12 protein-coding genes and 2 pseudogenes are annotated in these 12,257 nt (G+C 59.2%); 1 reads left to right on the forward strand and 13 read right to left on the reverse strand.

The window, feature by feature from the left end; all coding sequences use genetic code 11:
* Positions 1 to 41: 41 nt before the first annotated feature.
* From AC10QF_RS09835 to AC10QF_RS09855, 5 genes and pseudogenes are all read right to left on the reverse strand, one after another.
* Positions 42 to 314: a DUF4189 domain-containing protein gene (locus AC10QF_RS09835; protein ID WP_494542101.1), complete on the reverse strand. Its 273-nt coding sequence runs from the start codon at positions 312 to 314 to the stop codon at positions 42 to 44.
* 949 nt (positions 315 to 1,263) lie between these two features.
* A complete protein-coding gene (locus AC10QF_RS09840; RefSeq protein WP_088375208.1) occupies positions 1,264 to 1,779 on the reverse strand; it encodes a DUF4189 domain-containing protein in 516 nt (171 codons plus the stop codon).
* Positions 1,780 to 1,812: 33 nt separating this feature from the next.
* Positions 1,813 to 2,532, reverse strand: a complete 720-nt coding sequence (locus tag AC10QF_RS09845; protein ID WP_494542102.1) for a type IV secretion system protein — start codon at positions 2,530 to 2,532, stop codon at positions 1,813 to 1,815.
* Positions 2,533 to 2,630: 98 nt separating this feature from the next.
* Complete coding sequence (locus tag AC10QF_RS09850; protein ID WP_494542103.1) at positions 2,631 to 3,167, reverse strand: DUF4189 domain-containing protein; 537 nt, start codon at positions 3,165 to 3,167, stop codon at positions 2,631 to 2,633.
* Between the two features lie 9 nt (positions 3,168 to 3,176).
* Positions 3,177 to 3,953, reverse strand: a pseudogene (locus AC10QF_RS09855) (type IV secretion system protein); the annotation flags it as partial.
* 68 nt (positions 3,954 to 4,021) lie between these two features.
* Between AC10QF_RS09855 and AC10QF_RS09860 the strand changes: the two are divergent.
* Positions 4,022 to 4,105, forward strand: a pseudogene (locus AC10QF_RS09860) (transposase); the annotation flags it as partial.
* Between the two features lie 170 nt (positions 4,106 to 4,275).
* Here AC10QF_RS09860 and AC10QF_RS09865 read toward each other — a convergent pair.
* From AC10QF_RS09865 to AC10QF_RS09900, 8 genes are all read right to left on the reverse strand, one after another.
* The gene (locus AC10QF_RS09865; RefSeq protein ID WP_233282216.1) at positions 4,276 to 4,464 is read right to left on the reverse strand and encodes a DUF4189 domain-containing protein; all 189 of its coding nucleotides are present in this window, start codon (positions 4,462 to 4,464) and stop codon (positions 4,276 to 4,278) included.
* A gap of 407 nt (positions 4,465 to 4,871) precedes the next feature.
* Positions 4,872 to 5,396 carry a DUF4189 domain-containing protein gene (locus tag AC10QF_RS09870; protein WP_494542104.1) on the reverse strand — a complete coding sequence of 175 codons (525 nt, stop codon included), beginning with the start codon at positions 5,394 to 5,396 and terminating at the stop codon, positions 4,872 to 4,874.
* Positions 5,397 to 5,552: 156 nt separating this feature from the next.
* Positions 5,553 to 6,131 carry a DUF4189 domain-containing protein gene (locus AC10QF_RS09875; RefSeq protein ID WP_111175860.1) on the reverse strand — a complete coding sequence of 193 codons (579 nt, stop codon included), beginning with the start codon at positions 6,129 to 6,131 and terminating at the stop codon, positions 5,553 to 5,555.
* 116 nt (positions 6,132 to 6,247) lie between these two features.
* A complete protein-coding gene (locus AC10QF_RS09880) occupies positions 6,248 to 6,682 on the reverse strand; it encodes a DUF4189 domain-containing protein (protein WP_494542105.1) in 435 nt (144 codons plus the stop codon).
* A gap of 499 nt (positions 6,683 to 7,181) precedes the next feature.
* On the reverse strand, positions 7,182 to 7,724 hold the full coding sequence (locus tag AC10QF_RS09885) for a DUF4189 domain-containing protein (RefSeq protein ID WP_080053037.1): 543 nt from the start codon (positions 7,722 to 7,724) through the stop codon (positions 7,182 to 7,184).
* Between the two features lie 35 nt (positions 7,725 to 7,759).
* Positions 7,760 to 8,881, reverse strand: coding sequence for a TrbL/VirB6 family protein (locus AC10QF_RS09890; RefSeq protein WP_242014799.1), 1,122 nt, complete (start codon positions 8,879 to 8,881; stop codon positions 7,760 to 7,762).
* A gap of 76 nt (positions 8,882 to 8,957) precedes the next feature.
* Positions 8,958 to 9,785: a hypothetical protein gene (locus tag AC10QF_RS09895; RefSeq protein ID WP_061480703.1), complete on the reverse strand. Its 828-nt coding sequence runs from the start codon at positions 9,783 to 9,785 to the stop codon at positions 8,958 to 8,960.
* A complete protein-coding gene (locus tag AC10QF_RS09900; RefSeq protein WP_005417225.1) occupies positions 9,782 to 12,223 on the reverse strand; it encodes a VirB4 family type IV secretion/conjugal transfer ATPase in 2,442 nt (813 codons plus the stop codon). Before AC10QF_RS09900 ends, AC10QF_RS09895 begins: the two co-directional genes overlap by 4 nt.
* Between the last annotated feature and the right edge of the window lie 34 nt (positions 12,224 to 12,257).

Raw genomic sequence — 12,257 nt, forward strand, 5'->3', positions numbered from 1 at the left:
TCGCGGCATCAGCATCCATCAAGAGTGAGGCTACGGAAGGATCAGTACGCCTTGAAATACGGCTCCGTGCAACCGCTGTAAACAACCTTGCACGCCGCCCCCCCCCCCGTAACTTGACAGTCCTTGAGAGCGCGGGCCTGAGCCACGCCCACATCAGCACCAGTATGGATCTTCGTACCACGCCCCCCACCAGCGGTAGCCGCAGCTACACACGTGTTCTTGAATGCTAGATCGATCCGACAATCACTAGCCCCCCATTGGGCGCACTGTGCGAGAGCATCCTTCTGAGCATCAGACTTGCTGAATTTTCCCATCGAAACTCCCGCATCACCTGACGCGGAGCTGGAGAGCGCGCCCCAAGTTTTGATCCAGCGACCAGTTGGCCTGGGGCCAGATTCCGCCCCCCCCCCCCTCCCGCTGGAATTGGCGCACAGCCAGGCGCTCTGTCATCTCCGATTGGGTACTGACCGGGCGGGCACCTACCCTCTGCCAGCACTGGTCCGGCAACAACCGATAGAGCAGCCATAGTACAAACGACTATCACGGCGCGGAAAATCGGTGCGGTCGATTGAATACCTGATCTGTAGCCGTTTCTCATCTTGAATCCTTTGCCGTGACTGCGACACCTCGCTGCCCAGTATCTTGACTTACACCTGAGGCCCCACTGTTCACGCTTCCCATTCGACTGTAGTCAGCGCCGGAACTACCGCTACCACCATGATCATTCGATTTGGGAGCCGGCGGCGTATACGAACCCGGCGGCTGGCCCGCTGCCGATCCACCGATCTGGGAGTATGGCGCGAAACCACCCAGCGTGCCCTGGAAGAACATCGCAGCCATTGGGGATAGTCAGAATAGTGTCCGTCAGGATCAAGCCCACGCCCCCCTTCTGCGCCGCGCAGCGTCACCCGCAATGCTCGTCGCCAAAGTTCTCATCGACGGAAAAGCGCCTGCGTTTGAGGGCCAGATGCGTCAGCATTTCTGACGCGCACGCAGCCTACTTCGAGGAGAGGCTGCTCGTCGAACGGGACTTGGCGTGTTCACCAGCGCCTTTGTTCAGAACGAATCCGACGCCCAAATTACCATGTCCCAGACGAGGACGACCCAATACAACTGCACTAAGAGGTGACTAGCGACGACACCCAACGTTACCACCTAGATCGGCTGTTCCAGCTGCCCAAAAATGAGATGGCCTGCTTTTCAGCAGGCATCCCCATGCAATGGCCGATTCAAGAATCTCGCCTGTGATTCGGCTGGCATAGTTCAGAAAGATTCAAATATTGGCTCAGCACAATCCGTGTACAACACCTTGCACTGCCCTCCACCGTTCTTCGCACAGTAGGAGAGAACCCGACTGGTCGCGTCCTCTCTTGAGCCGGCGACTGAAATAGAAACTATTCCCTTACTGCCCGGCTCAGGGTCAGCATATGCGACGCACTGGTTCTTGTACGTTGTATCGATCTTGCAGTCTTTCGCTCCATGTGTCGCGCACCGAGCAAGCGCTTCTGAGACAGCCTCTCGCTTGGAACGCCTTCCAACGGAAGCCCCCATATCGCCCGTGCTTGCCGCCCCCGCAATAGCCCCCCAAGTCTTGATCCAACGCCCAGTAGCAATGGGGCCGCTCTGGACGCCACCGGTACCGGAGCCCGGAATAGGTGCGCATCCACCTACGCCCTGACCACCAATGGGGTACTGCCCTGGCGGACAACGCCCTTCCGCTCTCGCCTCACCCGCCACAAACAAACATAGGAGCAAGCCGACAAGAATGAGAGGAAACATGTATTTCACACTTCTACTCCGTACGCATGGGGGCTATTGATTGCCGGGATGTGCAGCTCTGAGACCGGTTTCGGCAACCCTGGAGGATTCCGACGACGGAAGGGTTGAACGTGCGGTCGCATGTCGATCATGCGCACCACTGTCTTGGCCGGACTGCCCCTTCTCTGGAGCCGGAGGCGTGTAGTAGCTACCCGGCGGCTGCCCGCTCGGACCAGGCGCCTGTGCCACCGGGCTGCCACCTATCTGCGAATATGCCATGAAGCCACCCAAGGTCCCCTGGAAGAACATGGCTGCCATTGGGGGAGCGGTCAGGATCAGGGTCGTGAGGATCAGGCCCATGCCGCCCTGCTGCATCGCCTGGCTGGTCATGCCGTCGCTGGAGGCGCCTTCGAGTAGGAACTTGTTGACCAAGGCGGTGGACCAGAACGCGGTCGAGACACGGATCACCATGTCCAGCGCGATCGATACCATCGCTGCCAGTACCGCCATCGAGAACATCGTGCCGATGCCGTAGAACAGCCATCGCTGGAACAGCTGCTTGGTCTGGTCGAACAGCAGACACAGAATGAACAAGGGACCCAGGCCGATGAACAGCGCCAGCGCGACCTCGTAGAGCAGCAACATCGCACCAGCGGTGACGGCCGGACCGCCCGTGCCCATGCCGATGAACCACAGCGCCCGCGTCTTGTCCGCCTGCAACCCTGGATCATTCAGGATCTTGATGCCATCAATGCTCGACAGCGCCACCTGCATCCACGCCAGGCTCTTGTCGATCTGCTCATCCGGCGCCTTGTCTTTTCCGGCTAATCAGGCATTTCTACGTTTTCAGCCAGAAACTCATAAGCGCAACCTCAGAAGTTTTCAAACTCAGGCTCGGTGCATCCAGAATAAATCACTTCACAGCCATCGCTCCCCTGCTTTAAGCACGCATCCACAGCCATCTTACTCGCAGCATCAACAGATGCCGCACGCGCAAACGTGGAGCCACCAAATCTTGCATCACTGGGGGATACGAATGCTGCACATTGATTATTGAACTCCAATACCACCCTGCAATCCGTAGCCCCCCGCTGTGCGCAATTAGCAAGGGACTCCGAAGCCGCATCCCTCTTCTTTCGCTTACCGAGAGCCACGCCGACATCGCCCCCCTTCGCTAAAGCGATGGCCCCCCAAGTCTTGATCCAACGCCCTGTCGCAACAGGCGACGCTTGGCCTGCTCCAGTGGTACCACCTGGGATGGGAGCACAGCCGCCGACTCCCTGACCACCAATTGGATACTGACCAGGAGGACACCTACCTTCTGCGTTGGCCGTCTGTGGCAATTGGCAGGCAATGATTCCCAGCCCCAGCAGGATTACTGCACCTGAATAGACACGAATTGACTTCATCTCCGGCCTCTAGTTCGAAGCTAAGCCTTTACGGCCAGTATCAGAATTGCCTGACCCAGCTGTGGAGTTGCTGCCAGTGACTACGACATTGCTCCCAACTGAAGTCGATCCACCCGATTGACTGCCACCGCTCGTTGAAGGTTTATCCGGCGTGTAATAGCTACCCGGCGGCTGCCCATTCGGGCCCGGTGCCTGCGCCACCGGGCTACCGCCTATCTGCGAATATGCCATGAAGGTACCCAGGGTGCCCTGGAAGAACATCGCAGCCATTGGGGGCGCAGTCAGAATCAGCGTCGTCAGGATCAGGCCCATACCGCCCTGCTGCAGCGCCATGCTGCTCATGCCCTCGGTCAGGTTCGACCCCAGCAGTGCACCCAGCGCAGACGCGCCCCAGAACGAAGCCGCCACGCGCGCCACCATTTCCATGGCAATGCCGGTCATCGCAGCCAACACCGCCATCGAGAACATGGTGCCGATGCCATAGAACAACCATCGTTGGAACAGGGACTTTGTCTGCTCAAACAGCAGGCAGAGGATGAACAGCGGACCAAAACCAATGAACAATGACATGGCGATCTGGTACAGCAATAGCATGGCGCCCGCCGTAACGGCCGGTCCGCCGGTGCCCAGCCCAATGAACCACATCGCACGGGTCTTTGCGCTATCCAGCGTTACGTCGCCGGCAACATCCAGCACACTCACCGACGTGAGCGCCAGTTGCATATAGCCCAGGTTCTTGTCAATCAGTTCCTCGGCGGTCGACTTCTTTCCGGTCACGATATAGGTGGGACGTGCCCCCGGTTTCCAGGGCCAGCCTAACTTAAGTAGAGTCCGTCCCCATACCGAGGACGGACATGAAGAAGCGTTTCACCGACGAGCAGATTATTGGCTTCCTGAAGCAGGCGGCCGCTGGCACCCCGATCAAGGAGCTGTGCCGCTAAGACGGGCCAAAGCACAGCTACAAAATGCGGGCTCGATCTCAGTTCTTTCTCGCACCGCCGCTCATAAGGTTAACTACTAGCGTCAGCCAAGGCTCAGCGAAACGACAGTCTCACTGTTGCCCTGCGACCCGGGCGATTCGGCGAAGCCGCAAGTACCCTGAATTGACTCAGCTAGAAGGACTCAAAAACAGGTTCCGAGCAGTACCCTTACTGCCAGGGGAAGGATCAGCATATGCCACACACTGATTTCTGCAGGTCGTATCGATCTTGCAGCCTTTCGCGCCATATTTCCCACAGCGTTCCAGCGCCTCCGATATCGCTTCACTCTTTGTTCCCTGGCCTACCGAGGCACCCACATCACCGGTGCTTGCTGCCCCGGCTATCGCGCCCCAGGTCCTGATCCAGCGCCCAGTCGCGATCGGACCGCTCTGTGCCGCTTGGCCAGCTTGGCTGCTGTCTCCGGGTATCGGAGCACACCCCTAAACCCTGTCCTCCAACCGGGTACTGTCCCGGCAGGCACCGCCCCTCGGCACGAGCATCGCATGCAAGAAGCACCAGAAAGAATGAAGCCATTTGGGACAACGGTACAACGCGTCTCATACCAGTACTCCAGTACCGCGCGAGGCTATGGCTGCCCAAGGTCCACAGCTCCAAAGCCTGTATCCGCAGCTCTCGCGAAATCCGATTGCGTCAATGCAACTCGTGCCGCAGCCACAACCAGGTTGGCATGCCCCAAAGAAAATTCGCAGCGACAGGAGTGCTTCTAGAATCTCTCAAAGATGGGATCGCTGCACTCGAAGTACATAACTTCACACCCGAAACCTCCTTGCTTCTTGCAACCCGAAAGCGCCACAGCACCGGCCTTGGCAATGCTGCCATCTCGGGCGATATGGGCGCCGGTCTGGGAAGCAGTGGGAGATGCAATCGCCACACATTGGTTCTCATACGAGATCTTGACCACGCAGTTTCGCGCACCCGACGTCGCACATTGACTTAGCGCTTCCTGCTCAGCCTCCTCGCGGGAGTACTTCTGCTTTGCAACTCCCGTATCCCCCTTTTCACCCATGGCAACGGCGCCCCAGGTCTTATGCCAACGCCCTGTCGGCTGCGGCGGGGGCGATGGCAACTGTTGCTGGGAAGAGACGCTGCTCGCACCAGGGATCGGAGCGCACCCGCTGACACCCTGCCCGCCAATTGGGTAGAAACCAGACGGGCAGTTGCCCTCAGCCGCTACCGGCGAGGACCAGAACGAAGCCAGCACTGCCAGCATTCCAACAAAGTACCGCATCAGTCATCCAGGACGACATTGAAGAACGGAGGCAGCGGCCATGTACCTCTGACTGCCGAGCAACTTGGGTGAAGGTAGCGACGGCGGCGTACCAGCCTGCACCAACATACGCTCCCCTAAAGCCACCAGGCATTCGAGCGCCGCCTGGACACACTTTCAATACTTGCGGAAGACCGGCGCGGAACATTCCGAGTAAATAATCCTGCAATGCGCCCCGCCTGCTGCCTGACAGTCACGCATGGCCTGCTCCCCGGCGCTCTCCACCGTCCCCGAACTGGCGTACTGCGTACCGGTGGATGCCAGTTCCGAGGTGACAGCGGCCACACATTGATTCTGGTAGGTGAACTCGATTCTGCAACGTCCACCGTTCTTCTCGCAATTCGAAATCGCGGCCCTCTTCGCAGCACGCTCACTGGGTTCACCTACAGATGCGCCCCCCTCCGAACCGCTGGATGAGCCAGCGAGTGCGCCCCAGGTCCTAACCCACTCACCCAATGGTCTGGGCGGAGGAGTAGGAATCGTAGCGCTGCCCCCAGAACTGGCTCCTGGAATTGGCGCGCAGCCCTGTACTCCCTGCCCTCCAATCGGATACATACCGGGAGGGCAGTTCCCTTCTGCACTTGCGGATGAGAATGCTAGAGAGAACATTGCTGCGATGACCGCTTGCATCAACCGACCAGTCATGATCATACAGCCACGCCCGAACTCAATTTCCAGCCATCTGCGAACATGCATGAAGTCTCCCAGACGCCTCGGAACAACATCACAGCCATAGCAGATGCGGCCACAAGTAACGCCACCTTCCGGTGCAGCATGAATAACTGCTGACAGCCCTCACGCAGAACTGGCGATCAGCGATACGCCCTGAACTCCGACATGCTGCAGGCCGAGTAGGCCACTTCACACGCTCCTCCATCATTCACAGAGGCGCATTCCTTCAACGCGAGCGATTGAGCTTCGTCAAGTGTTTCAGCGCTGGCAACGATTGAATTTCCGGCAGCCTTTCCGCCCGAGCGGGGCGACGGATCGGCGATTGCGGCGCATTGATCGTGATAGCTCAAACGAATCTCACACTTGCTCCCTCCTCGTCGGACACATCCGTCGATCGCCGCCGCTTCCGCAGCTCGCTTCGATTTCTGGGATACGGAAACACCGGTTGCCATCGAGCCACCAGTGGCTGGTTTTTTATCCTCAGCGATGGCTCCCCAGCGATGCTGAGCTTCTGCTTGGACACACCAGTATCGCCTTGTCCGCCTGTCGCAATCGCGCCCCACGTTTTGTGCCACCGGCCTGTGGGATGGCTTGCCTGTATACCGACCAGCTGCCCCCCTCCAGTTCCAGCAACGGGAATCGGAGCACAACCTTGCACACCCCGCCCTCCCACGGGGTAGAAACCCGGCGGGCAGTTCCCTTCAGCCTTTGCGATTGGCGTCCATGCACAGAACCGGAATGCGCCAAGTGCCAAATCGACACACGCAACGGTGAGCCGGCTAAAAATAGGCATGCCTCTGCTTCTCAATCACCTGATGCAACTCCACATTCCCGGATCGCAGAAGACGTGCCCGCCGCTGCCCTCCGAGGTGCCATCAAGCTAGCCATGTCCTTGGAAGATCTAACGTCCCTGCGCACGCCGCCGTGCAAAACAGAGCGATCAGGGTCGGCCTCATTCTCAGTTGCAGCAGCGCAGCCGCGCCCGAGGCTTCTCGGAGCCAAGCCGCCGTGCGCGCAAATTGCAACAAACAGATAGCGATCCGCGTCATTGCAATCATCCCGAGCACGGCCATTTCAGTACTTCCTGAACAAGGGCTCGGTGCAATTTGCATACACGGGAGCACAGGCTCCCGGCTTGTCATTCTTGCAGACTCCCTGAGCAGCCCGCTCGGCATCACCCGGAGTCGGACCGGTGCCAATTCCTGACAGGCCATTTCCGGTCCTTCCGCTCGGGATGACCCAAGAAACGCACTGATTGAAATAGGTCATGCTGACCCTGCAATCGCTTGCTCCGCTGGCAGCACATTCTGAGACGGCTTTGCGTTCCGCCTCCTTCTTTGACCGGTGCCCCGTAGAAACGCCGGCATCGGAAGTGCTGGCGGATACCGCAATTCCGCCCCAGGTCTTGATCCACTCACCCGTAGGTTGCGGAGGAGGAGGTGGAGACTGCTGGGCGGCGCCGCCAGACGCCGCGCCGGGAATTGGTGCGCATCCCATTGCCCCTTGCCCCCCCACGGGGTAGTAACCGGGAGGACAGGCTCCGCCTTCTGCACGTGCAGAGGAAGCTGAAGCTGCGATGATTCCCAAAGACAGCAGGCTAAAGAAAATAGAGCGCATGAAACCCCTCAAATAGACAGCAAGCCAAAGCAAAATCAGGAGTTACCGGACGGTGCATTGCCGCGGAGCCCCGTTGATGCATGAGCGGCCTCATGATTATGAATCTTCGGCATCGCGACTTGATTCGCTGTGGAAGAACCACTTTCAGTAGAAGGCTTGGCAGGCGCATACATGCCCCCCGACCCACTAGAACCCGGCGGCTGCCCATTTGGACCCGGCGAGGTCGGCACGGCGCTACCACCTATCTGCGAATATGCCATGAAGGTACCCAGGGTGCCCTGGAAGAACATCGCAGCCATTGGGGGCGCAGTCAGGATCAGCGTCGTCAGGATCAGGCCCATGCCGCCCTGCTGCAGCGCCATGCTGCTCATGCCCTCGGTCAGGTTCGACCCCAGCAGTGCACCCAGCGCAGACGCACCCCAGAACGAAGCCGCCACGCGCGCCACCATTTCCATGGCAATGCCGGTCATCGCAGCCAACACCGCCATCGAGAACATGGTGCCGATGCCATAGAACAACCATCGTTGGAACAGGGACTTTGTCTGCTCAAACAGCAGGCAGAGGATGAACAGCGGACCAAAACCAATGAACAATGACATGGCGATCTGGTACAGCAATAGCATGGCGCCCGCCGTAACGGCCGGTCCGCCGGTGCCCAGCCCAATGAACCACATCGCACGGGTCTTTGCGCTATCCAGCGTTACGTCGCCGGCAACATCCAGCACACTCACCGACGTGAGCGCCAGTTGCATATAGCCCAGGTTCTTGTCAATCAGTTCCTCGGCGGTCGACTTCTTTCCGGTCACGATATAGGTGATCTGGTCCTGCACATCGCCAGTCAGGAAGTTCTGCAGCTTGGTCCCAAACATGGCCATCGACGTAGCGACCGTAACGATCAGTGCCGCCCGTGCCATGTTCGTCATCAACGCAGCCATCGAGTCACGGCTTCGCCCAGTCACGATGCGGAAGCCCTGGATGAGCACCCACAGCGTCATCAGCACCAGGGCCATCGTGCCGACCCAGGTCATCATCCGGCTCAGGATACCGTTGCCGAAATTGGTGATCTCTTCGCGCAGATATTCCAGGATCAGCCGGAAGAAGAAGAAGTCGCCCACCGAGGCGAACAACGTGCCGTGCAACAGATCATTGAACACCATACCGTGCATCATTCCCTGACTCATCACATCACCCGCCCCGCGTCGGGGCCCTGCTGGAGTGCGTTGCGCACGTGATTCACTTGGTGGAGAGCGCGGCCTTCAGCGCGCCGGCCTTGATGACACTTCCAATCGGGTTGCGCTCGCCCCGCAACGCACGCTCGGCCAGATTCTTCTGCCGCCCCTGCAAGGCAGCGATCTGCTGGTCGTAGACCTTGATGGTGGTCTCCCACTTCTTGAAGGCCTTCTCAAGCTCAACCGAGGTTGCCGTATTGTTGGAAATATCCTCCTGCAGTGCGCCTTCATTCTTGAACGCGTTGCGGATCCGACGCAGCTGCTGAAGCATCTGCTCCATCGCCGGCATGGACATCTGCACGACCTCGACAGTCTCGTTGTACTTCTTGTTCTCAAGCACCTGGATGTAAGAGCAGATCGCACGCTGCTGCGCGCCGATGTCACCGCCCGGGCTCATGTTCAGCACTGCCATCAGACCATTCATGCTGATCATGGAATCGCCACCGCACTTCTCGGCCACGTTCCAGTTCTCGGGAATCTTCGTCAACGCGGGAGTCGGCGGCATCAGCGGCGAAGCAATGATCTGGGTCCAGTTCTGGAGCTTGGACATCCAGTTGTCGATGGTCTTGGAGTACTGCTGAGCCGTTTCACTCCAACGCTGCGCAGTCTGAAGATATTCCTGACCGGCCTTCATCTCCTGCATGAAATTCATGATCCAGTTGAACGGGTCATAGACCGTCATCGCCTGCGCGGGACTGGTGCCTGTACTGATGGTCATGCCCAAGGTCAACACTGCGGCCATCATCGGCGCGAAGCGCCTGCGTCGCACCGGAGTGCGGCGGAATTCAGTTGTCATGGCGGTTTCCTTGTTCGTCTGAGCGAGCGTCTTCATGCCGTCTCCTCCTGCTCGGCCCGCTTCCCGGACCCTTTTCGATGTTTGTAGAAATCTTCCAGCCATTGTTCCGGCGTAAGCTCATCCACGGTGATCCGGTTGCGGACCGCAGCGGTCTGCAACACCCGATGCATGATGTCGATGTTGTCGGTCGACGCCGAGATCACCGACAGAATGTCGTCCATGCCGCGCAGGTTCAGCTGGCAGACGCTCGATGCATGGCCCTGCTTGACCAGGAAACAGCGCGAGCGCTCGTCGAGCGCGGTAACCACCTTGAACTCGGCCTCGGTCAGCTTCAGGCCGTCCATGTAATCGCTCTTGCTGGCATTCGGGTTCGGCAGAAGGATCAGCGTGGCGGTCTGCTCGATCAGCGCGGCAGAGATATCGCTCTTCAGCGCGTCCTCCGGGCTCTGCGTCGCGAAGATGCCCAGACCGTTCTGCTTACGGATGGTCTTCTGCTTGTTCTTCGCGAATTCCTTCAGGCCACCCTCGCCGTCCAGGATCTTCCAGAATTCGTCCATCACGTAGATCAGCGGACGACCATCGATCAGCGACTCCAGGCGGTGTAGCAGGTAATTGATGACCGGCACGCGTACTTCGGGGTTGTCAATGATGTCGGTGTAGTCGAAGCCGATGATGTTGGCCTTGCTCAGATCAACGGTGTCGACCGGATTGTCGAACACCCAGCCCAGCGAATTGCCCGAGGTCCAGCGGCGCATGCGCGCGTAGAGCCCATCGTCGCCCATGTTGGGCAGGCTCTTCTGGAAGTTGGTCATGCTGCGCAGGTGCATCGGCGTATCGAGCATGCTTTCCACTGCGCGGTAGATGTCCTCTTCCTCGCGGGCGCTGTACTCACGCTTGCCGGCCAGCACCTTGATCAGGTCGGCCAGGAACTGCACGTTGGCTTCATTGTTCTCGCACTGGAACGGGTTGAAGCCGGTCGGCGCGCCGTTCTCCAGGGCCAGATAGTTGCCACCGCAGGCACGGACGAAGATCTCCGCACCACGATCCTTGTCGAAGAAGAAGATGGTCGGCGACGGCTCGTACTTCTGCACCTGGCTGAGCAGGAAGTTGATCAGCGCGGTCTTACCGGTACCGGACTTGCCGATCACCATGGTGTTGGCGATCGCCTTCTCGCCCAGCGAGTTCTCCGACGGATGGGTCGCGTGGAAATTGAAGTAGTACGGCTGGCCGTTGGTGGTCTGCAGCGTGGTGACGCAGTCGCCCCACGGGTTGTTGTGCTGCTTGCCGGTCGCGAAGTTGTGCAGCGGCGACAGCCCCAGGAAGTTCAGCGAGCTGACATTGGCCAGGCGGGTGCGATAGCGCCAGTTGGCCGGTAGCTGCGAATAGAAGGACGAGGTGACCGCCAGGTCTTCCTTGGTCGACACGAAACCCGCATTGGACAACTCGGCGCGCGTCGTGGCCACGTTCTGCGACAGCTTGGCCTGGCTGTCGCCGTAGACCGCCATGATGAAGTGGTACTCGCCCAGTACGAAATTTCCCGACGACAGCTGGTCCATCGCCTGGTCCAGCTCGACGATCTGGCTGACTGCCTTGTCGCCTGAGGAGATCATCATGCCCTTTGTGCGGTCGAGCACCTTGAGCGCGTCCTGACGCCCCATCGGGCTGAACGAATGGGTGATGACGTACTCGTAGTCCAGGTACTTCAGGCCGTTGAGAATGCCCGGGTAAGTTCCCTCGGCATACTCCTTGATGTTCAGGATGGCGCCGAAGTGGTTGGCACCATTGGGGGTATTGATGACGAAGTCACCGGTCTTGGACGAGAACATGTGCCGGCTGACCGGCAGGTAGTCCTTGATTGGTGCCGACAGCACCGGGACCGGCTCGTCAATGCGATTGATCAGGTAACCGAACAGCTCCAGCGTTTCCGAGAACACCACGCCGTTCTTGGCCTCGTACATGCCCAGGCGGTACGGCGCATAGTCGCGGATCACGGCCTCGACGTTGCCGGCAAGTTCCATCAGCTTCTCGATGGCCTGCTCCTGCTCGGCCTGCAGGCGCTCGACATTCGCCGACTTTTCCACGAAGCGCTTCCCGGCTACGACCGGGCGGTAGATCATGGTGAGGTACAGCTCGTTCTGCATGATGCGCTGCGAGGACAGCATGCCCATGTACTGGTCGGACACGTCCTGGTTGAAGCGCTGCTTGTAGTGGCTCTTGCCTTTCAACGTACGGCGACGGCGAATGTCGTGCACCCAGAAGGCGACATTGACGAAATCCGGCGCCCTCAGCGTCTGCAGCAGGCGGTTGAACGTATTGTGCCGGTGCTCCAGCTCCCATTCCTCGCGACCAACGAACGGCAGTCCTTCCAGGTACCAGGTCAACATGTAGTCGCCACCCGTGGTCTTTACCACGTTCGGGGCGACATGCGTCGACAGGGGAATGAACTCACTGATGGAGGTGTCAGGGCTGAACATACGACTGCTTCCAAAGAGGTACTGCCAAGAAGTT

The organism is Stenotrophomonas maltophilia complex sp. Om-AH-Sm3, assembly GCF_059337855.1.